This window comes from Burkholderia sp. THE68, assembly GCF_009938265.1.
Classification (GTDB): Bacteria; Pseudomonadota; Gammaproteobacteria; order Burkholderiales; family Burkholderiaceae; genus Caballeronia.
Genome location: NZ_AP022315.1, coordinates 2391324 through 2411506, shown reverse-complemented (window position 1 = coordinate 2411506; position 20183 = coordinate 2391324). Strand labels below are relative to the sequence as shown.

Below are 20183 nucleotides of genomic sequence, written 5' to 3'. Positions count from 1 at the left end.
GAGAATAGCAAAGAGAAGGCCGCTAACGTTCCGACGAATCGGACGACGAGCCGTGTCGATAGAAACCGCTCATCAGGTCGATGAGCTGGCTGCGCTCTTCGCGGCTCGCGCGGTTGAGCGCGTGCGTCGGGCCGTGAATCAGCTTGTTCGTGAGCGATTGCGACAGCGCTTCGAGCACGGCGGCCGGATCGTCGCCGCGCGCGAGCATCTTGCGCGCGCGCTCGACTTCGGCGCGGCGCAGCGTGTCCGCCTGCGTGTGCATGTGGCGGATGACGGGCACGATGCTGCGCGCATCGAGCCACTGCATGAAATTCGCGACGCGCGTCTCGATGATCGCTTCCGCCTGCGCGACCGCGGCCTGACGCGACGCGTTGCCTTCACGCACGATCGCGCCGAGATCGTCGACGGTGTACAGGAAGACATCGTGCAGATTGCCGGCTTCAGGCTCGATGTCGCGCGGCACGGCGAGATCGACCATGAAGATCGGGCGATGGCGGCGCGCGCGCACCGCACGCTCGACCGCGCCGAGACCGATGATCGGCAGCGTCGAAGCCGTGCACGACACGATGATGTCGAACTCGTGCATGCGCGCGGGCAGCTCGGAGAGCGGAATCGCGCGGCCGTTGAAGCGGCTCGCGAGCTTTTCGCCGCGTTCGGCCGTACGGTTCGCGACGACCAATTCGCGCGGATTCTGCGCAGCAAAGTGCGTCGCGCAGAGTTCGATCATTTCGCCCGCGCCGATGAACAGCACGCGCTGGCTCGAAATGTTCTCGAAGATGCGCTGCGCGAGACGCACGGCTGCGGCGGCCATCGACACCGACTGCGCGCCGATTTCGGTCGTCGTGCGTACTTCCTTCGCAACGGCGAAGGTGCGCTGGAACAACTGGTTCAGATACGTGCCGAGCGCGCCGGCTTCGGACGCCGTACGCACAGCATCCTTCATTTGTCCGACGATTTGCGTCTCGCCGAGCACCATCGAGTCCAGCCCCGAGGCGACGCGGAACGCGTGGCGCACGGCTTCCGACTGCGGCAACGCATAGACATGCGGCGCAAGATCGGGAACGGGGATGTTGTGGTACTTGGAGAGCCACTGAAGCGCGGCATCGCGGGCGGCGGAGTTGTCAGTGGCGCAGTAGAGTTCGGTGCGGTTGCAGGTCGAAAGGATGGCCGCTTCAGGCGATGCCTTCGCGAGCGGGCCCAGCCAGACATCCTTCAGCGCGCCCAGCGCGGGTTTGAGCTGTTCGAGCGGAAACGCCACGCGTTCGCGCAGGGCGACAGGCGCAGTGTGGTGATTGATTCCGATCGTGAGGAGCTGCATTGTTTTGGGCTGATGCTTTGGGCCTAAGCCGATGGCCTTTCAGATAGCCCAATATTATAGCCTTTTGCGTATTTCTTCATTTATAGGCGGCATTTGGGGCGCGAGCAGCTTTCCGAGCACGCCGAACGGGCGTCGAAGGCCCGCCGCAACGGGCTCCACGGTCATTTGAAGTACTTCGCCAGCGCCGCTGCCCGACTCTCTACCTGAGGGAGTGGTATTTCGCCGCACTCGAATCCTTTCTTGCGATTCGCCTCCACCTCAGGCCGGTTGTACCAATCTGCGCGGAGGGCGGTGTCGTGATGCATGTGGAACAGCAGTGCATCCGTGCCCGAAAGCATATGCCATCGGACACCCAGGCGGGTGGCGCGCAGCAGCAGGTCATCGTCCTCGCCGCCCCAACCTTCGAAGACGGGATCGAACCCGCCGATGCGAATGAATTCCGAGCGAAGGAAGACGTTCAGCGCTCCGGATGTGTTCGCATAGAGCAGGTTCATATCGGGTGGCAGATCGGCTTCGTCGCACGATGCAAAGGGCGCAAGTTCGTCATAGTTGCCGGACTCGATAAACGAGCGGCGAAGTTCGCCCGCGGTATTCACCACCCGAATGAACGGGCACACCGCGTCGCTGTTATTCGTGTCCATCAATGAGTCGATCGCCGCTTTCATGTATCTCGGATTGGCGATCATGTCGATATCTTGAAAACAGATGACTCGGCTCGTGCACATGCGTGCGCCCAGATTGGCGAGGCGGGCGCGCGAAAACCGCCCCGTGTCATGCACGAAGACATGACGGATCTTCGGATCGGACAGTTGTTGCCAGGAGAAGGTCGGGCTCGCATCCGCCTCGATCAGCCAGACGGTGAAATCCGAATATGTCCGATCGAGATAGCGGAGCGTGCCGAGCAGGTTTTCGCGTCGCTCCTGACTCGCGCCACGATATGTGACAACGAATTCGACGCCTCGGAGTGAGATCCATGGCGGATGTCGCCGGGCCGATATTCTTGCCATCGACAACCCGTCCCCCTAAACTCAGCCGCTATCATTTGATGTCGACGGAGCGCTCGCGCTGATGGGCTGGATCGGACTGATTTTTCTCGGCGCGGTCATCGGCGCCGCGGGCTGGTGGCTGCATCCGTTGCGGCGTGCGGGACGCGTCGCGCGCGCGCCGGCGGGGCGCATCTGGACGGCCATCGGCGCCGGCATACTGGCGACGGTCGTCGCGCGCATGCTCGGCAATATCGTCGATGTTTATCACGACGGCGATACGCTCGAATGGCTGGCGTGCGCGGTCTTCGCGCTCGTTGTCGTGACGACGACGGTCGGGCTGGCGGCGCGCCGCTGAACTCTTTTCCGACAACGCGGTGGGTGATCCTGACCGCGCGTCTTGCTCTTCGCGCCCCACGCGGGCTTTCAAGCAGGTGACTTCATGAACGATCGCATTGCAGATTCCGCCATTCCAGAGCCCGCCATGTTCGCGCGGCGCATCGAGTCGTTGCGCGGCCAGATGGCACTCGAAAAGCTCGCCGCCGTGCTCATTCCGTCCGCGGACCCGCATCTTTCCGAATACCTGCCGGAACGCTGGCAAGGGCGTCAATGGCTTTCGGGCTTCACCGGTTCGGTGGGCACGCTCGTGGTGACGGCGGATTTCGCGGGCGTCTGGGTCGACAGCCGTTACTGGACGCAGGCCGAAGCGCAACTCGCGGGCACCGGCATCGCGCTCATGAAGATGATGAGTGGCCAGCAGACCGCGCCGCACATCGACTGGCTCGCGCAAAACGTGCCGTCGGGCGCGACCGTCGCGGCCGACGGCGCGGTGCTCGGCGTCGCGGCGGCGCGTGCATTGTCCGATGCGCTCACGGCGCGCGGCATCGTGCTGCGCACGGATCTCGATTTGCTGGATTCAGTGTGGCCCGCGCGTCCCGGCTTGCCGGAGTCGCCCGTCTACGAACACGCCGCGCCGCATGCGAGCGTCGCGCGGGCGGACAAGCTTGCGCAAGTGCGCGAGACGATGCGCGCGAAAGGCGCGCAGTGGCACTTCGTTTCCACGCTCGACGATCTCGCGTGGATCTTCAACCTGCGCGGCGGCGACGTGAGCTACAACCCGGTCTTCGTGGCGCACGCCCTCATCGGGCTCGATGACGCAACGATCTTCGTCGCCGACGGCAAGGTTCCGGCTGCGCTCGTCGAGTCGCTCGCGCGCGACAACGTGCGCGTCGCGCCATACGCCGCTGCGCCCGACGCGCTCGCGTCATTGGCGGCGGGCTCGACGCTGCTGATCGATCCGCGCCGCATCACGCACGGCCTGCTGGAGAAAGTGCCCGCGGCGGTCACGATTGTCGAGGCGGTGAATCCGTCGACCTTTGCCAAGTCGCGCAAGACTGCGGCGGAAGCGGAGCATATCCGCGCGACGATGGAGCAGGACGGCGCCGCGCTCGCCGAATTCTTTGCGTGGTTCGAAGACGCGCTCGGCCGCGAACGCATCACGGAACTGACCATCGACGAGAAACTGACCGCCGCGCGCGCACGCCGGCCGGGTTTCGTCACCTTGAGCTTCGGCACGATCGCGGGCTTCAACGCCAACGGCGCGATGCCGCATTACCGCGCGACCGAGGCGTCGCATGCAGTGATCGAAGGCAACGGCCTGCTGCTGATCGACTCAGGCGGACAGTATCTGAGCGGCACGACGGACATCACGCGTGTCGTTCCGATCGGCGAGATCAACGCCGAACACAAGCGCGATTTCACCGTCGTGCTGAAGGGCACGATGGCGCTTTCGCGCGCGCGCTTCCCGCGCGGCATCCGCTCGCCGATGCTCGATTCGATCGCACGCGCGCCGATCTGGGAAGCGGGCGCGGACTACGGGCATGGCACGGGGCACGGCGTCGGCTATTTCCTGAACGTGCACGAAGGCCCGCAGGTGATCTCGCACTACGCGCCCGCCGAACCGTGGACGGCGATGGAAGAGGGCATGATCACATCGATCGAGCCGGGCATTTATCGGCCGGGCAAGTGGGGCATCCGCATCGAGAATCTCGTGATGAACCAGGCCGCGGAAAAGACCGAGTTCGGTGATTTCCTCGAATTCGAAACGCTGACGCTGTGCCCGATCGATACGCGCTGCATCGACTTGTCGCTGTTGCGCGACGACGAGCGCGCGTGGCTCAACGCCTATCACGAGACGGTGCGCTCGCGCGTGTCGCCGCATGTGTCGGGGAAGGCGCTGGCGTGGCTCGAAGAACGGACGAAGGCGATTTGACTCGACGGAGCGCGGCAAGATGACCATCAAGGCAGTCGTGTTCGATTTCGGCGGCGTGCTGATCGACTGGAATCGCGAGTATCTCTACAAACAACTGATTCCGGACGAGACCGAACGGCTCTGGTTTCTCGACAACGTCTGCAAGATGGAGTGGGTCGTGCAGCAGGACGGCGGGCAGACGATCGAGGAAGGCACCGCCGAACTGGTCGCGCTCCATCCCGGTCACGAAGCGTTGATCCGCGCGTTCTATGCGCGCTGGCCGGAGATGGTGTCGGGCGTGCTGGAAGAGGGCGTCGCGCTGGTCGACCGGCTTGAGGCTGCCGGCGTGCCGCTCTTCGGCCTGACGAACTGGTCGGCGGAGACTTTTCCGTACGCGTGGGAGCGTTTTGACGTGCTGCGCAAGTTCCGGGAGGTCGTTGTCTCGGGGCGTGTCGGACTGGTGAAGCCCGATGCGCGGATTTTCGCTCTGATGCGCGCGGAAATCGAAAAGCAGTTGCCGGGCATTCAGCCGAACGAGCTCGTATTCATCGACGACAATCTGAAGAACGCGCAAGCTGCGAACGCGCTCGGCTGGCACGGCGTTCACTACACCGGCGCCGCGGACACCGAAACGAAGCTGCGCGCGCTCGACCTGCCGATCTGAACGCACGAAGGCAACGCGCTACTGCCCCAGCAGATTCTTCAGTGCGTTGCCGATTCCCCGCACCGTATCACCCGCGCCTCGCGCGACGCCTTCAGCGCTCACGCCGAGCGCCTTCGCGAAGCCCGCCGCGAGTTTCTTCGACAGACTTTCGCTCAGCGAAAACTTCGGATCGCGCAAATCGCCTTCGAGCACGAAATCGAGCTTGATCTGCTGCTTGCGGTCCTTCAGCGCGGCGATCGCGGCCTTCGTCGGAATCGAGAGAAAGGTGTCGAGCGCGTTGCCGGTATCGCTGATCTGAAGATGATTCAACGTGAGCGTGCCGGGCGCGTGGATGCGGGAATCCTTCACCGTTGCGTCGATCGTCAGGTCGATGGTGCCGCCCGTCACCGCCGCCTTCGCGCCCGCTTTCTTGAGCAGATACGGATCGAGCGTCGCGACGTCGACGTTGTGCAGCGTCACGCGCGTCTGCGAATCCTTGTTCGCGATGATCATCCAGCCGCCCCACGTCACGTTGCCGGTGTGCGACGGACCCTTGATCGAACCGGTCATCGAGAGGTCGGTGCGGTCGGTGAGCGCGGGCAGATGAATGTGATCGACGGTCGCGCGCGCATCGCCGATCAGCACGCGATACGGCGGCTCCTGCACGGAACCGTCGAAGAACTCCATCGAACCGCGTTCGAACGACACGCGATCGATCAGCTTTTCTTCCTGCGCGTGCTCCTGGCGCGCCTTGCTGTCGGGCGTCGCGTCGGCTTCGCGCGCGGTTTCCTTGAGTCCGGGCAAAATTCGCACGCGGCCATCGGCGGAGCGCACGATCGACAGATAGTAGTTATCGACGCTCACGCTGCGCAGATGAATCGGTCGGGAGATGAGCGAGCGCATGTCGACATCGAGCACGATGCGCTCGGCGCGCATGGCGTCGCTTGCGGGCCAGTCTTTCGGACCGCGCAGGCGCACGCGCGAGAGCGTCACGTGACCGAAGCCGACATCGATTTCTTCGACCGAACCGTTCGGGCCGAGCGTCTCGACGATGCGCTCTTTCATCTGATGCACGACAAACAGCCAGCCACCGACAGCCACGACGACGAGCGCCACGACGATGCCGATTGCCCAAAGCGCCCCCCGCCTCGCGCTCGATCCCGCCATCTGCGTGTGTCTCCGGTGTCGGCCATTGAAAAGCGCCGCTCGAAAAAGAAAGTGGCGACTGCGTCCTACACAGTCGCCACTTTTATGCCTGAAGTCGGTGCGCGTGCCCGCATAGACGCGCGCTGTTTATCATCAGACGTTTTGCCGTGTTCAGCGCGTGATCGGCTTGTAGCGCAGGCGCTTCGGCTTCGCGGCCTCTTCGCCGAGACGCTTGCGCTTATCGGCCTCGTACTCCTGATAGTTGCCGTCGAAGAACTCGACGTGTGAATCGCCTTCGAACGCGAGGATATGCGTCGCGATGCGGTCTAGGAACCAGCGATCGTGCGAAATCACCATCACGGAGCCGGCGAATTCGAGCAGCGCGTCTTCGAGCGCGCGCAGCGTTTCGACGTCGAGATCGTTCGACGGTTCGTCGAGCAGCAGCATGTTGCCGCCCGCGATGAGCGTCTTCGCCAGATGCAGACGCCCGCGCTCACCGCCCGACAGATTGCCGACGAGTTTTTGCTGATCGCTGCCCTTGAAGTTGAAGCGGCCGATATACGCGCGCGACGGCGTTTCGTACTTGCCGACCGTGAGCACATCGGCGCCGCCGGAGATTTCCTCGAACACGGTCTTGTCGGCGGCAAGCGCGTCGCGGCTCTGATCGACATAGGCGAGCTTGACGGTCGGTCCCTTGACGATTTCGCCCGAATCCGGCTGTTCCTTGCCGGTCAGCATGCGGAAGAGTGTCGACTTGCCGGCGCCGTTCGGCCCGATGATGCCGACGATCGCGCCTGCCGGAATCTTCATGCTGAGATTGTCGATGAGCAGTCGATCGCCATAGGCTTTGCTGACGTTCTTGAACTCGATGACTTCATTGCCCAGCCGATCGCCGACCGGAATGAAGATTTCCTGCGTTTCATTGCGCTTCTGATATTCCTGGCTGTTGAGCTCCTCGAAGCGCGCGATACGCGCCTTCGATTTAGCCTGACGGCCCTTCGGGTTCTGGCGCACCCATTCGAGTTCTTTCTTGATCGCTTTCTGGCGCGCGGATTCGCTCGATTCTTCCTGCTTCAGGCGGTCTTCCTTCTGGTCGAGCCAGCTCGAATAATTGCCCTTCCACGGAATGCCGTGGCCGCGGTCGAGTTCGAGAATCCATTCGGCGGCGTTATCGAGGAAGTAGCGATCGTGCGTCACGGCGACGACGGTGCCCGGATAGCGCGTCAGGAACTGTTCGAGCCATTCGACGGATTCGGCGTCGAGGTGGTTGGTCGGCTCGTCGAGCAGCAGCATGTCGGGCTTTTGCAGCAGCAGCTTGCACAGCGCGACACGGCGTTTTTCGCCACCCGACAGATGTTCGATTTTCGCGTCCCACGCGGGCAGGCGCAGCGCGTCGGCGGCGACTTCGAGTTGCTGCTCGGGGCTGCCGCCATCGCTCGTGGAGAGGATGGCTTCGTACTTCGCCTGTTCGGCGGCGAGCTTGTCGAAGTCGGCGTCGGGTTCGGCGTAGGCGGCGTAGATTTCGTCGAGTTTCTTTTGCGCCTGGAAGACATCGCCGAGACCTTCCTCGACGGCCTCACGCACGGTCTGCTGCGGATCCAGTTGCGGCTCCTGCGGCAGATAACCGATGTTCAGGTTCGGCATCGGCGTGGCGTCGCCTTCGATGTCCTTGTCGACGCCGGCCATGATCCTGATGAGCGTCGACTTGCCGGAACCGTTCAGACCGAGCAGGCCGATCTTCGCGCCGGGGAAGAACGAGAGGGAGATGTCTTTCAGGATCTGACGCTTCGGCGGGACGATCTTGCCGACGCGGTTCATGGTGAAGACGTATTGGGCCATGTCGAGTGTTCTGTGATGGTGTGATGAAGGGTGCGAACGCCGTGCGTCCGATGATGTCGCACGCGCGGTCTGGCGCGCGTTCCCGGGGCCGCGTCAGGCGGCGCAGGCGGGGTTATGTGGCATTGTACTTCGCGGTGGGTTTCCGTCACTGCCAGCTCGCGACCGCGCTGCCTCGTCCGGAAAAGAAAAAAGCGGAGTCCCTTTTATCGGGTACTCCGCTTTGCGAGGCAGGCAGTGTCGACAGTTCTTGACGCTTACACGTTGAACAAAAAGTTCATCACATCCCCGTCATGCACCACATACTCCTTCCCTTCCGCCCGCATCTTCCCGGCTTCCTTCGCGCCTTGCTCGCCCTTATAAGCGATGTAGTCATCGAACGAAATCGTCTGCGCGCGAATGAAGCCACGTTCGAAATCCGTATGAATCGCGCCCGCGGCCTGCGGCGCCGTATCGCCGATATGAATCGTCCACGCGCGCACTTCCTTCACGCCCGCCGTGAAGTACGTGTGCAAACCGAGCAGCTTGAAACCCGCGCGAATCACGCGGTTCAAACCCGGCTCGTCCATGCCCATATCAGCCAGGAAGTCTTGCTTGTCGGCATCTTCGAGGTCGGCGATTTCCGCTTCGATCGCCGCGCACACGGCGACCACCGGCGCGTTCTCCGCTTCCGCGTGCTTGCGCACCGCGTCGAGATACGGGTTGTTCTCGAAGCCATCGTCCTTCACGTTCGCGACGTACATCGTGGGCTTCGACGTGATCAGGCACAACGGCTTGATGGTCAACTGTTCTTCGTCGGTCAGCGACAGACCGCGCACCGGCTTCGCCTGATCCAGTTGCGCGCGCACTTTCTCGAGCACGGCGACGAGCTTCGCCGCTTCCTTGTCGTTGCCCGATTTCGCCGCCTTCGAGTAACGCGTGAATGCCTTTTCGACCGTCGCCAGATCGGCGAGCGCGAGTTCAGTGTTGATGACTTCGATATCCGCGATCGGATCGATCTTGCCCGCGACGTGGATCACGTTCTCGTCCTCGAAGCAGCGCACGACGTGCGTGATCGCGTCCGTTTCGCGGATGTTCGCGAGGAACTGGTTGCCGAGGCCTTCACCTTTCGACGCGCCCGCGACGAGACCCGCGATATCGACGAACTCGACCACCGCCGGCAGGATGCGCTCGGGCTTCACGATTTCGGCGAGTGCGTTCAGGCGCGCGTCCGGCACTTCGACCACGCCGACATTCGGCTCGATCGTGCAGAACGGATAGTTCTCGGCGGCGATGCCCGCCTTGGTCAAAGCATTGAAAAGTGTGGACTTGCCGACGTTGGGCAAGCCGACGATGCCGCATTGGAGGCTCATGGGATCCTTCGAACTGGTGAGACGGCGCGGGCCGCGCGGGTTTCGTCAAAAATGGTGCGCAATGAGCGGGCGAGAACCGCCCGCCACGCTGCGGCCGCATCCGGCGGCCGGGCAAACCGCTATTGTAACGCCGCGCCGGGCCGCCTAGCTCCGCCCGCCAGGCCTCGCGCCGTGGGCAAACCCGTTCGTACCCCACGGCTATAATGCCCGGATGACTTCGCATCCCCTCAAATTTCACGCGGTCGTGGTCGGCGGCGGGCTCGTCGGCAAGACGGCCGCGCTCGCGCTCGCGCAATCCGGGCTGCGCACCGCGCTCATCGCGGCGCGCGCAACCGGCCTGCCGCCGGGCGCCGCGTTCGATTCGCGCATCTACGCGCTGTCGTCGAGCTCGCAGACGCTGCTGGAACGCCTGCGCGTCTGGCAGGCGCTCGATCGATCGCGTCTCGGTCCTGTCTTCGACATGCGCGTGTTCGGCGATGCCCACGCGGAACTGCACTTTTCGGCTTTTCAGGCATCGGTGCCGCAGCTTGCGTGGATCGTGGAATCGTCGCTTATCGAAGAATCGCTCGACACCGCGCTGCGCTTTCAGCCGAGCCTGTCGTGGTTCGAATCGCGCGCGCAAGGCATGACGGTCGAAGCCGACGCGGCGCACATCGCGCTCGCGAGCGGCGAAATGCTCGAAACGGATCTGATCGTCGGCGCCGATGGCGCGCATTCATGGGTGCGCGCGCAAATGGGCGCGAAGATGCATCGTCGCGATTACCGGCAAACCGGCGTCGTCGCCAATTTCAAGGCCGAGCGGCCGCACGGCGAGACCGCGTATCAATGGTTCCGCGATACCGAAATCATCGCGCTCCTGCCGTTGCCGGGCGAGCACGTATCGCTCGTCTGGTCCGCGCGCACGGAGCACGCCGACGAACTGCTCGCGCTCGATCCCGCGCAACTCTCGGCACAAGTCGAACAGGCGACACAAAACACGCTCGGCGCGCTCGATTGCGTCACGTCCGCGCAAGGCTTTCCGCTCGGGCTGCAAACCGTCGACAAGCTGATCGCGCCGCGCGTCGCGCTCGTCGGCGACGCCGCGCATCTGATCCATCCGCTCGCCGGGCAGGGCATGAACCTCGGCCTGCGCGACGTGGCTGCGCTCGCGGATGTCATCGCGAACAAGGAGTCGTTCCGTGATCTCGGCGATCCGATCCTGCTGCGCCGCTATGAACGCGCGCGCCGCGAAGACATCCAGAAGCTCATGTTCGCAACCGATGGCCTGCAGCGTCTCTTTGCCGTGCCGGGCACGCTCGCGCGCGCGGTCCGCAACACCGGCATGGCGTTCGTCGGCGCGCAGCCGCTCGTCAAGCGCTGGCTGGTGTCGGCGGCGCTCGGTTGAAATACTCCATCGATATTCCACAGGCGCGGCGCTCGCGTCACGCTCAGGCGACTCACAGGAACCCGCATGAAAACCACCTTCCGCTTCGCTCTCGCCACGGCCGCGGCGCTCGCCGTGACGCTCGGCATCGGTTGCTCGGCGCAGGCCGATCAGACCACCGACAAGATCAAGTCCGCGCTCGAATCGCGCATGGGCGACGCCACCATCAAGAGCATCGAGAAGACGCCCGTGCCGGGGCTCTACGAAGTGAATCTCGGCTCGCAGATCGTCTATAGCGATGCAACCGGAAACTACGTCCTGATCGGCGATCTCGTCGATACGCGCAACAGCAAGAATCTCACCGAGGCGCGGCTCGCGGACACGAACAAGATCGAGTTCGCAAAGCTGCCGCTCGAGAACGCGGTGAAGGTCGTGAAGGGCAACGGCAGCCGCAAGATCGCGGTGTTCTCCGATCCGAACTGTCCATACTGCAAGCAGCTCGAAACGACGCTGAAGTCGATCGACAACGTGACGGTCTACACGTTCCTCTATCCGGTGCTGTCGCCCGATTCGACCGCCAAGTCGAAGTCGATCTGGTGCTCGAAGGATCGCGGCACGACGTGGGAAGGCTGGATGCTCGATCACAAGGCGCCCACCACCGCGGGCACTTGCGACACGACCGCGATCGACAAGAACCTGAAGCTCGGCCGCTCGATGAACGTCACCGGCACGCCGACCGTGTTTCTCACCGACGGCCGCCGTCTGCCGGGCGCCGTGCCCGCCGACCGGCTCGAAAAGGAACTCTCGGCCGTGCACTGAGCGCGGGGCTAAACGAGGAAGGGAGGCGCGTGATGCGCCTCCTGTGTTTTTACGGCCTTGCTTTTGCGAAAGCGCAGCGTAATGAAGAAAGGCGGCAGCAAGGCGTCGGGCGCGCTCATCCCAATCACGCGCCCAGAACAAGAACAAGGACATCGAGATGACTACGCTCATGCAAACGGTGCAGCCCATCCGCTATGGCATCGTTCCGAAGAATCCCGCGGCGCATCTCTTCGAAGTGACGCTGACCGTCGCCGAACCCGATCCGACCGGCCAGCGCTTCATGCTGCCGGTCTGGATTCCGGGCAGCTACATGATCCGCGAGTTCGCGCGCAATATCGTCACGCTGCAGGCGTTCAACGCGGCGGGCCGCCGGGTCGCCATCGAAAAGACCGACAAGCACGCGTGGCAGGCCGCGCCGGTCGACGGTCCGATCACGCTGCGCTACGAGGTCTACGCGTGGGACATGTCGGTGCGCGCCGCGCATCTGGACGACACCGTCGGCTTTTTCAACGGCACGAGTACGTTCCTCGCCGTGGAAGGGCAGTCGGGCGCGCCGTGCATCGTCGATATCCAGCCGCCGCAGGGCGGCGCGTATCGCAACTGGCGCGTCGCGACGGCGCTCGCGGAAGCGCGCGGCACGAAGCGCTACGGCTTCGGCACGTATGAGGCGGCGAATTACGACGAACTCGTCGATCATCCGGTCGCGCTCGGCGAATTCGCGCTCGGCAGCTTCAACGCGCACGGCGTGAAGCACGACATCGTGATCTCGGGACGCGTCGTCAATCTCGACATGAACCGGCTCGCGGCCGATCTGAAGCGCGTGTGCGAAGCGCAGATCGCGCTTTTCGAGCCGCGCACGAAGAAAGCGCCGATGGACCGCTACGTGTTCATGACCGTCGCCGTCGGCGATGGTTACGGCGGGCTCGAACATCGCGCATCGACGGCGCTGATCTGCAATCGCACGGATTTGCCGGCCCAGGGCCGTCCGGAAGTGACCGAGGGCTATCGCACCTATCTCGGGCTGTGCAGCCACGAATACTTCCATACGTGGAACGTGAAGCGCATCAAACCGGCCGCGTTCGCGCCGTACGATCTGTCGCAGGAAAATTACACGACGCTGCTGTGGCTCTTCGAAGGCTTTACGTCCTATTACGACGACCTGATGCTCGTGCGCAGCGGACTGATTTCGGCGGGCGACTACTTCAACCTGCTCGGCAAGACGATCGGCGGCGTGCTGCGTGGTAGCGGGCGTCTGAAGCAATCCGTCGCGCAAAGCTCGTTCGATGCGTGGGTGAAGTACTACCGCGCCGACGAAAACGCGCCGAACGCGATCGTCAGCTATTACCAGAAGGGCTCGCTCGTCGCGCTTGCGTTCGATCTGTCGATTCGCGCGCAAACGGGCAACCGCAAATCGCTCGACGACGTGATGCGCCTTCTGTGGCAGCGCTACGGCCGCGACTTCTACAACGGCAAGCCGCGCGGCATTCCGGAAGGGGACGTCGAGGCGCTCTTCGCCGAAGCGACCGGCGCGGACCTGCGCTCGCTGTTCCGCGACGGTGTGCGCGGCACCCGCGATCTGCCTCTCGATGCACTGTTCGAGCCGTTCGGCATTGCGCTCGCGCCCGATTTGCCGGGCAACGGGGTGTCGGTGAAGCCGTCGCTCGGCGTGCGCGTGCGCGGCGGCGCGGATTGCACGCTCGCCGTCGTCCACGAGGGCAGCGCGGCGCAGAAGGCGGGCTTGTCGGCGGGCGACGTGCTCGTGGCGATCGACGGACTGCGTGTCACCGGATCGAATCTCGACGCGCTGCTGTCGCGCTATCTGCCGGGCGCGAAGGTGGAAGTGCACGCGTTCCGCCGCGAGGAATTGCGTCGCACCGACGTGAAGCTCGACGGACCGGAAGTCGCGCGCTACGTGCTGACGGCCATCGACGGACGTGGCCCGTCGAAACAATGGCGCGAGCGCTGGCTGAAAGGCTGATTCGGCGGGGTCTGGCGGATTGTTCTACTGGTGCAACGATCCGTCATGACCGCACGGCTTTTTCCCGGACGCCGAAACACGAAGAATGCTTCCTAAGCCGGACGCCGAGGGCGCCCGAAACCTCATAGAGATAGGAAGCCATCATGACGACGATTCTGCAAATCAACTCCGCCGCCCGTTCGCAAGGCGCTCAATCGACGCTGCTCGCCGATGAACTGACCGCAAAACTGCAACAAGCCAACGCAGGCGCCAAGGTGGTCGTGCGCAATCTGCTCGGCGACAGCCTGCCGCACCTCGACGACGCCACGCTCGGCGCGTTCTTCACGCCCGCCGATCAGCGCAGCGCGGAACAAGTCGCGATCAACGCGAAGAGCGAAGCGCTGATCAACGAACTGCAAGCGGCGGATATCGTCGTGATCGCGGCGCCGCTGTACAACTTTGGCATCTCGTCGCAACTGAAGACGTATTTCGACTGGATCGCGCGTGCGGGCATCACGTTCAGCTACACCGCGAACGGTCCGGAAGGTCTCGTGAAGGGCAAGAAGGTGTACGTGGTCTCGGCGCGCGGCGGCAAGTACGCGGGCACGCCGCATGATTCGCAGACGCCGTACCTGAAGACGTTCCTTGCCTTCCTCGGCATGACCGACGTGAACTTCATCTACGCCGAAGGCCTGAACATGGGCCCGGACGCGGCTGGCGCGGCGCTGGCGTCGGCGCGTGAGGCCATCGCGGCTGTTTAAGCGTCTTCGCTTCGATAAAAAACCCCGCTGATGCGGGGTTTTTCGTTTTCAGGCGAGCAATTCCGGTTCAGCGGGCAAACGCCAGTCGATCGGCTCGCGACCGTGTTTCGTCAGATAGTCGTTGGCGAGCGCGAAATGTCCGCAGCCGAAAAATCCGCGATACGCCGACAACGGCGACGGATGCACTGCTTCCAGCACGCAATGCGATTTCCCCGTGCCTTCGATCAAACCGCGCTTCGCCTGCGCATGCGCGCCCCACAGCATGAACACGAGGCTGTCGTGACGCTGCGCCATTTCGTGGATCAGCGTGTCGGTGCATTGCTCCCAGCCGCGTTTCGCGTGGCTGCCGGCCTTGTCGCGCTCGACGGTCAGCGACGTATTGAGCAGCAACACGCCTTGTTTTGCCCACGAATCGAGGCATCCGTGCGCGGGCGCCGGAAAACCGAGGCTCGCGTGGATTTCCTTGAAGATGTTGCGCAACGACGGCGGCGGCCGCACCGGCGCGGGCACCGAGAACGCGAGGCCATGCGCTTGCGGCGCGCCCTTGTCTTCGCCGTGATACGGGTCTTGCCCGAGAATCACGACTTTCACGTCGCCGGGACTCGTGAGACGCAGCGCGCGAAAGACATCGGCGGGATAGACCGTCTTTCCGGCGGCGCGCTCGGCATCTACGAACGCGCATAGCGCCGCATAGTGCTTGCCGTCGATGAACGGCTTCAGATGGCGGCGCCAGTCGGCGGGCAGCGCGTCGAACTGGCTTTCGAGCGTCGTGACATCCGACGCGGACGCGGGTTCGTTCTCCGCGAAGAGGGAAGGCTGCTGATTCATGCTCACGCGTTGCGGTTCTTTTCGGGCTGTTCGCGCAGAAGATAACCGCGCTGAGCCTTGCTGAGATCTTCAGGTACGAGCTCGGGAAACGCGCCGCGCAATTCCGCCGCGAGCATCGAGAGCGCGCTTTCTTCGCCCGATTTCAGTTCGAGTTCGAGTTCGCTGATTTCCGCGCGACGCGTTTCGCCATCGACATCGGCGGTGATTTCGCCGAGATCCAGCGCCACTTCGATCTGCGATCCCTCGCGCTCGATGTCCCACACGAGGCGCCTGAAGTCGGTCTTGAAGAGCGCGATGACATCCGGCGCGGCGCGTTCCAGCGCTTCGTGCGCGGCGGCGTCGTCGCATGCGTCGAGCAGCGCTTCAAATTCGAGCGCTTCACCTTCGACCGGCAATTCCCATTCTTGCCGATTGCTCAGACCAGCCACCGATTTTCCGAGCGTCTTGAAAGTCTGCAGCCACTGCTCGGGCGTGCGGCGCAGGCGCAGCGCGGACTTTGCCTTCGCGAGCGCGCAGTCCGGCGTATCGAAATAGACGTTGGCAAGCTCGATCGGCTTGCCCGCGCCGGTGCGCTCGTCGAAGAAGCGCGCGACGTCGTCGTGTTGCGACGGCGCGAGCGCGAGCTTGAGTTCCCGTTCGATTCCCATGGCGTTCAGAAGAACATGCGCGCGAGTTCCGCGCCGGGATCGTCGGCGCGCATGAACGCTTCGCCGACGAGGAAGGTATGCACGCGCATCGCGCGCAGCCGGTCGACATCCAGACGCGACAGGATGCCCGATTCCGTCACGACGATCCGGTCATCCGGCACCTGTTCCAGCATGCCGATGGTCGTGTCGATCGTGGTTTCAAACGTGCGCAGATTGCGATTGTTGATGCCGATGAGCGGCGTCTTCAGCGTGAGCGCGTCGCGCAGTTCGTCGGCATCGTGCACTTCGACGAGCACCGCGAGCCCGAGCGAATGCGCGTACGCTTCGAGGTCCTGCATGTGCGAAAGCTCGAGCGCGGCGGCGATCAGCAGAATGCAGTCCGCGCCCATCGCGCGCGCTTCCATGATCTGATACGGATCGATGATGAAGTCCTTGCGCAGCACCGGCAGGCTGCACGCGGCGCGCGCTTCCTCCAGATAGGCGACGCTGCCCTTGAAGAACTGCACGTCGGTGAGCACGGAAAGGCACGCGGCGCCGCCTTTTTCGTACGAGCGCGCGATGTCGGCGGGCACGAAGTGTTCGCGCAATACGCCTTTCGACGGGCTCGCCTTCTTCACCTCGGCGATCACCGCAGCCTGATTTGCCGCGTGCTTGGCACGCAACGCGCCGGTGAAATCGCGCAGGTCGCGCGCGCTGGCTTCGAGCTTCAGCTCTTCGAGCGGCGCGCTCAGTTCGGCGGCGCGGATTTCCTCGCGCTTGACCGCGATGATGCGATCCAGAATGTCACTCATATTGGCTTCCGTTATTTCTTCGCAAACTGCTGCGTGAATGTCACGAGCGTTTCGATCTTCTCGCGCGCCGCGCCGCTTTCGATTGCTTCGCGCGCGGCTGCCATGCCAGCTTCGATCGACTCGGCGACATCCGCAGCATAAAGCGCCGTGCCGGCGTTCAATGTGACGATCTCGCGCGCGACGCCCGCCTTGTTGTTCAGCGCGCCGAGCAGCATCGCCTTCGATTCCTGCGCGTCCTGCACTTTCAGCGTGCGGTTCGACACCATCTGCAGGCCGAAGTCCTCCGGATGGATTTCGTACTCGGTCACTTCGCCATGCTTCAGCTCGCCGACTTTCGTCGCGGCGCCGAGCGACACTTCGTCCATGCCGTCCTTGCCGTACACCACCAGCACGTGTTTTGCACCGAGCCGCTGCATCACGCGCACCTGAATGCCGACGAGGTCTTCGTGAAATACGCCCTGAAGCTGGTTCGGCGCGCCGGCCGGATTGGTCAACGGCCCGAGAATATTGAAGATGGTACGCACGCCGAGTTCGCGGCGCACCGGCGCGATGTTTTTCATCGCCGGATGATGATTCGGCGCGAACATGAAGCCCATGCCGGTTTCGGCAATCGACGCGGCCACTTGTTCCGGCGTCAGATCGATGTTCACGCCGAGCGCTTCGAGCACGTCCGCGCTGCCCGATTTGCTCGATACGCCGCGATTGCCGTGCTTCGCGACCTTCGCGCCCGCCGCCGCCGCGACGAACATCGACGCGGTGGAGATGTTGAAGGTATGCGAGCCGTCGCCGCCCGTGCCGACGATATCGACGAAATTCGAGTTGTCCTCGACTTCGACGTGATTGGCGAACTCGCGCATCACGGTTGCGGCCGCGGCGATCTCGCCGATGGTTTCCTTCTTCACGCGCAAGCCGGTGATGATCGCGGCGGCCATGACGGGCGACATCTCGCCGCGCATGATCTGGCGCATCAGATGCAGCATTTCGTCGTGGAAAATCTCGCGATGCTCGATCGTGCGTTGCAGCGCTTCCTGTGCGGTGATGGTCATTTTTTCAGGCCCGCTTGCCGGTCGAGGAGTTTTTCACGAAGTTTTCGAGCAGCGCGTGGCCGTGCTCGGAAAGAATCGATTCCGGATGGAACTGCACGCCTTCCACTTCGAGTTCCCGGTGGCGCACGCCCATGATTTCACCGTCCGGCGTCCATGCGGACACTTCGAGACAGTCAGGCAAAGACTCGCGCTCGATGGCGAGCGAGTGATAGCGCGTCACATTGAAGTGTTTGGGGAGATCGGAGAACACCCCTCTACAGTCGGTTTCGATCTGGCTCACCTTGCCGTGCATGATCGTCTGCGCGCGCACGACGCGTCCGCCGAACGCCTCGCCGATCGCCTGATGGCCGAGGCACACGCCGAGAATCGGCAGCTTGCCGGAGAATTCGCGCAGCACGTCGAGCGTGATGCCCGCGTGCTGCGGATTGCTCGGTCCAGGCGAGAGGCAGATGCGCTCGGGGTTCAGCTTCGCGATTTCATCGAGGGTGATTTCGTCGTTGCGATACGTGTGCACGTCCTCGCCGAGTTCGCCGAAATACTGGACCAGGTTGTAGGTGAAGGAATCGTAGTTGTCGATCATCAGCAGCATGGTCTTGTCTCCTCAGAAGTCGCTGTCGAGGCCGTCTTGCACTTGCTCGGCGGCGCGCAGCACGGCGCGCGCCTTATTCTCCGTTTCCTGCCATTCGGATTCCGGCACCGAATCGGCGACGACGCCCGCGGCCGCCTGAACGTAGAGATTGCCTTTGTGGATGAGGCCGGTGCGAATCGCGATGGCGAGATCCATTTCGCCGCTGAAGGAGAGATAACCGACTGCGCCGCCGTACAGTCCGCGCTTGACCGGTTCGAGTTCGTCGATGAGTTCCATCGCGCGGACCTTCGGCGCGCCGGACAGCGTGCCGGCGGGGAAGGTTGCGCGCAGCACGTCGAAGTTGCTCATGCCGGGTTTCAGCTTGCCTTCGACCGAACTCACGATGTGCTGCACGTGCGAATACTTTTCGATGATCATCTTGTCCGTCACGGAAACCGAGCCCGTCTGCGCGATGCGGCCGACGTCATTGCGCGCGAGGTCGATCAGCATCACGTGCTCGGCGACTTCCTTCGGATCGTTCAGCAGTTCGGTGGCGAGTTCGGCGTCGCGCTCCGGCGTGTTGCCGCGCGGCCGCGTACCGGCGAGCGGACGAATCGTCACGATGCGGTCTTCCGCGCGCTTTTCCTGACGCACGAGAATTTCTGGCGACGCGCCGACTACATGCATTTCGCCGCCGAAGTTGTAGTAGTACATGTACGGCGACGGATTCAGCGAACGCAGCGCGCGATACAGCGAAAGCGGGTTGTCGCGGAACGGCTTGATGAGGCGCTGGCCGACCTGCACCTGCATCAGTTCGCCCGCAGCGATGTATTCCTTCGCACGGCGCACGGCGTTCAGATAGTCGTCTTTCTTGAACTCGCGGAACGTTTCGGTACGCACGCTCGCGGATGTCACCGGCGGCTGCACCGTCACGCGCAGGCGCGCGCGCAACTCGCGCAGCCGATGCTTCGCTTTCGCATACGCCTCGGGCCGGGTCGGGTCGGCGTAGACGATCAGATAAAGCTTGCCCGCGAGGTTGTCGATGACAGCGACCTCTTCCGTCATCAGCAGTTGGATGTCCGGCAGGTTGAGATCATCGGGCGGCGCGGTGTGCGCGAGCTTCTTCTCGATGTAGCGCACCGCGTCATAGCCGAAGTAGCCCGCGAGACCGCCGCAGAAACGCGGCAGGCCCGGACGCGTCGCGACCTTGAAACGTTTCTGATATTGCTCGATGAACGTGAGCGGATCGCCTTCATCCGTTTCGACGACGTTGCCGTCGGTGATGACTTGCGTCTTGCCGTTCTGGACGCTCACGGTCGTGCGGGCCGGCAAGCCGATGAACGAGTAGCGCCCGAAGCGCTCGCCGCCCACGACGGATTCCAGCAGGAACGAGTTCGCGCCGTTGCGCTCGGACTGCGCGAGCTTGAGATACAGCGAGAGCGGCGTTTCGAGGTCGGCGAGCGCTTCGGCGATGAGCGGAATGCGGTTGTAGCCTTCGTTCGCCAGCGATTGGAATTCGAGTTCGGTCATGTTGCGATCCTTGAGCGACGCGCGCTTTTCGACGGTGGCGCGGCATCGGGGAGTGCAGGGCGCTGCGGTCGGTCGAATCCCGTGATGATCGCACACGACGGTCCGGCCGCTTCGAATGGCTGAAGCGGAGGGGACGACTCGCGCAGCACTACACGACGCGTGCCTGAGCGAGGCTCGATGTATGACGATTCGACGGAAACGGCGCAGGGACGCGCAGCGAAACAAAAAACGGATGCTGAAGCGGATGAAGCACGACGCGACATGGCTTCAGCGTACCTCGGGCGAGGTTAGCGCGACCAGCGACGCCAGGGCCAGGCTCCCCGGTCGATGCTGCTCAGACTCCG

The 20183-nt window shown here is 63.5% G+C and carries 18 protein-coding genes; 7 read left to right on the top strand and 11 right to left on the bottom strand.

Annotation, left to right across the window (positions count from 1 at the left end; genetic code table 11):
* Positions 1-22: 22 nt before the first annotated feature.
* Together hemA and BTHE68_RS11345 are read right to left on the bottom strand one after the other, a co-directional pair.
* Positions 23-1318, bottom strand: a complete 1296-nt coding sequence (hemA, locus tag BTHE68_RS11350) for a glutamyl-tRNA reductase (RefSeq protein WP_162066402.1) — start codon at positions 1316-1318, stop codon at positions 23-25.
* A 161-nt stretch (positions 1319-1479) separates the two neighbouring features.
* Complete coding sequence (locus BTHE68_RS11345) at positions 1480-2325, bottom strand: galactosyltransferase-related protein (protein ID WP_162066401.1); 846 nt, start codon at positions 2323-2325, stop codon at positions 1480-1482.
* Between the two features lie 61 nt (positions 2326-2386).
* Here BTHE68_RS11345 and BTHE68_RS11340 point away from each other — a divergent pair, with 61 nt between their 5' ends.
* The 3 genes from BTHE68_RS11340 to BTHE68_RS11330 all read left to right on the top strand — a co-directional run bounded on the left by BTHE68_RS11340 (position 2387) and on the right by BTHE68_RS11330 (position 5216).
* The gene (locus BTHE68_RS11340) at positions 2387-2659 is read left to right on the top strand and encodes a hypothetical protein (RefSeq protein ID WP_162066400.1); all 273 of its coding nucleotides are present in this window, start codon (positions 2387-2389) and stop codon (positions 2657-2659) included.
* Between the two features lie 126 nt (positions 2660-2785).
* Positions 2786-4573, top strand: coding sequence for an aminopeptidase P family protein (locus BTHE68_RS11335; protein ID WP_232077937.1), 1788 nt, complete (start codon positions 2786-2788; stop codon positions 4571-4573).
* A gap of 19 nt (positions 4574-4592) precedes the next feature.
* Positions 4593-5216, top strand: coding sequence for an HAD family hydrolase (locus tag BTHE68_RS11330; RefSeq protein ID WP_162066398.1), 624 nt, complete (start codon positions 4593-4595; stop codon positions 5214-5216).
* A gap of 18 nt (positions 5217-5234) precedes the next feature.
* Here BTHE68_RS11330 and BTHE68_RS11325 read toward each other — a convergent pair whose 3' ends face one another.
* From BTHE68_RS11325 to ychF, 3 genes are all read right to left on the bottom strand, one after another.
* The gene (locus BTHE68_RS11325; protein ID WP_162066397.1) at positions 5235-6362 is read right to left on the bottom strand and encodes a DUF748 domain-containing protein; all 1128 of its coding nucleotides are present in this window, start codon (positions 6360-6362) and stop codon (positions 5235-5237) included.
* 150 nt (positions 6363-6512) lie between these two features.
* A complete protein-coding gene (gene ettA, locus BTHE68_RS11320; protein ID WP_162066396.1) occupies positions 6513-8180 on the bottom strand; it encodes an energy-dependent translational throttle protein EttA in 1668 nt (555 codons plus the stop codon).
* 254 nt (positions 8181-8434) lie between these two features.
* The gene (gene ychF / locus BTHE68_RS11315; RefSeq protein WP_162066395.1) at positions 8435-9529 is read right to left on the bottom strand and encodes a redox-regulated ATPase YchF; all 1095 of its coding nucleotides are present in this window, start codon (positions 9527-9529) and stop codon (positions 8435-8437) included.
* 211 nt (positions 9530-9740) lie between these two features.
* On the opposite strand from ychF, the gene BTHE68_RS11310 reads away from it, so the two are divergent.
* The 4 genes from BTHE68_RS11310 to BTHE68_RS11295 all read left to right on the top strand — a co-directional run bounded on the left by BTHE68_RS11310 (position 9741) and on the right by BTHE68_RS11295 (position 14429).
* Positions 9741-10913, top strand: coding sequence for a UbiH/UbiF family hydroxylase (locus BTHE68_RS11310; RefSeq protein WP_162066394.1), 1173 nt, complete (start codon positions 9741-9743; stop codon positions 10911-10913).
* A 66-nt stretch (positions 10914-10979) separates the two neighbouring features.
* Entirely contained in the window at positions 10980-11711 is a 732-nt protein-coding gene (locus BTHE68_RS11305) for a DsbC family protein (protein ID WP_162066393.1), read from the top strand.
* A gap of 178 nt (positions 11712-11889) precedes the next feature.
* Positions 11890-13689, top strand: a complete 1800-nt coding sequence (locus tag BTHE68_RS11300; RefSeq protein ID WP_162066869.1) for a M61 family metallopeptidase — start codon at positions 11890-11892, stop codon at positions 13687-13689.
* A gap of 143 nt (positions 13690-13832) precedes the next feature.
* Positions 13833-14429 carry an FMN-dependent NADH-azoreductase gene (locus BTHE68_RS11295; RefSeq protein ID WP_162066392.1) on the top strand — a complete coding sequence of 199 codons (597 nt, stop codon included), beginning with the start codon at positions 13833-13835 and terminating at the stop codon, positions 14427-14429.
* A gap of 48 nt (positions 14430-14477) precedes the next feature.
* Here the strand turns inward: BTHE68_RS11295 and BTHE68_RS11290 are convergent, their stop codons facing one another.
* The 6 genes from BTHE68_RS11290 to trpE are packed head-to-tail and all read right to left on the bottom strand — an operon-like array spanning position 14478 to position 19839.
* Positions 14478-15257 carry a uracil-DNA glycosylase gene (locus BTHE68_RS11290; protein ID WP_162066391.1) on the bottom strand — a complete coding sequence of 260 codons (780 nt, stop codon included), beginning with the start codon at positions 15255-15257 and terminating at the stop codon, positions 14478-14480.
* Positions 15258-15259: 2 nt separating this feature from the next.
* Complete coding sequence (locus tag BTHE68_RS11285; RefSeq protein WP_162066390.1) at positions 15260-15904, bottom strand: CYTH domain-containing protein; 645 nt, start codon at positions 15902-15904, stop codon at positions 15260-15262.
* Positions 15905-15909: 5 nt separating this feature from the next.
* Positions 15910-16695 carry an indole-3-glycerol phosphate synthase TrpC gene (gene trpC / locus BTHE68_RS11280; RefSeq protein ID WP_162066389.1) on the bottom strand — a complete coding sequence of 262 codons (786 nt, stop codon included), beginning with the start codon at positions 16693-16695 and terminating at the stop codon, positions 15910-15912.
* 11 nt (positions 16696-16706) lie between these two features.
* Positions 16707-17741 carry an anthranilate phosphoribosyltransferase gene (trpD, locus tag BTHE68_RS11275; RefSeq protein ID WP_162066388.1) on the bottom strand — a complete coding sequence of 345 codons (1035 nt, stop codon included), beginning with the start codon at positions 17739-17741 and terminating at the stop codon, positions 16707-16709.
* A 4-nt stretch (positions 17742-17745) separates the two neighbouring features.
* Positions 17746-18330, bottom strand: a complete 585-nt coding sequence (locus tag BTHE68_RS11270; RefSeq protein WP_162066387.1) for an aminodeoxychorismate/anthranilate synthase component II — start codon at positions 18328-18330, stop codon at positions 17746-17748.
* 12 nt (positions 18331-18342) lie between these two features.
* On the bottom strand, positions 18343-19839 hold the full coding sequence (gene trpE, locus BTHE68_RS11265) for an anthranilate synthase component I (RefSeq protein WP_162066386.1): 1497 nt from the start codon (positions 19837-19839) through the stop codon (positions 18343-18345).
* Positions 19840-20183: the final 344 nt, after the last annotated feature.

Coding starts and splice junctions, on each gene's coding strand:
- hemA (WP_162066402.1), bottom strand. CDS start 1,318: ATGCAGCTCCTCACGATCGGAATCAATCACCACACTGCGCCTGTCGCC.
- BTHE68_RS11345 (WP_162066401.1), bottom strand. CDS start 2,325: ATGGCAAGAATATCGGCCCGGCGACATCCGCCATGGATCTCACTCCGA.
- BTHE68_RS11340 (WP_162066400.1), top strand. CDS start 2,387: ATGGGCTGGATCGGACTGATTTTTCTCGGCGCGGTCATCGGCGCCGCG.
- BTHE68_RS11335 (WP_232077937.1), top strand. CDS start 2,786: ATGTTCGCGCGGCGCATCGAGTCGTTGCGCGGCCAGATGGCACTCGAA.
- BTHE68_RS11330 (WP_162066398.1), top strand. CDS start 4,593: ATGACCATCAAGGCAGTCGTGTTCGATTTCGGCGGCGTGCTGATCGAC.
- BTHE68_RS11325 (WP_162066397.1), bottom strand. CDS start 6,362: ATGGCGGGATCGAGCGCGAGGCGGGGGGCGCTTTGGGCAATCGGCATC.
- ettA (WP_162066396.1), bottom strand. CDS start 8,180: ATGGCCCAATACGTCTTCACCATGAACCGCGTCGGCAAGATCGTCCCG.
- ychF (WP_162066395.1), bottom strand. CDS start 9,529: ATGAGCCTCCAATGCGGCATCGTCGGCTTGCCCAACGTCGGCAAGTCC.
- BTHE68_RS11310 (WP_162066394.1), top strand. CDS start 9,741: ATGACTTCGCATCCCCTCAAATTTCACGCGGTCGTGGTCGGCGGCGGG.
- BTHE68_RS11305 (WP_162066393.1), top strand. CDS start 10,980: ATGAAAACCACCTTCCGCTTCGCTCTCGCCACGGCCGCGGCGCTCGCC.
- BTHE68_RS11295 (WP_162066392.1), top strand. CDS start 13,833: ATGACGACGATTCTGCAAATCAACTCCGCCGCCCGTTCGCAAGGCGCT.
- BTHE68_RS11290 (WP_162066391.1), bottom strand. CDS start 15,257: ATGAATCAGCAGCCTTCCCTCTTCGCGGAGAACGAACCCGCGTCCGCG.
- BTHE68_RS11285 (WP_162066390.1), bottom strand. CDS start 15,904: ATGGGAATCGAACGGGAACTCAAGCTCGCGCTCGCGCCGTCGCAACAC.
- trpC (WP_162066389.1), bottom strand. CDS start 16,695: ATGAGTGACATTCTGGATCGCATCATCGCGGTCAAGCGCGAGGAAATC.
- trpD (WP_162066388.1), bottom strand. CDS start 17,741: ATGACCATCACCGCACAGGAAGCGCTGCAACGCACGATCGAGCATCGC.
- BTHE68_RS11270 (WP_162066387.1), bottom strand. CDS start 18,330: ATGCTGCTGATGATCGACAACTACGATTCCTTCACCTACAACCTGGTC.
- trpE (WP_162066386.1), bottom strand. CDS start 19,839: ATGACCGAACTCGAATTCCAATCGCTGGCGAACGAAGGCTACAACCGC.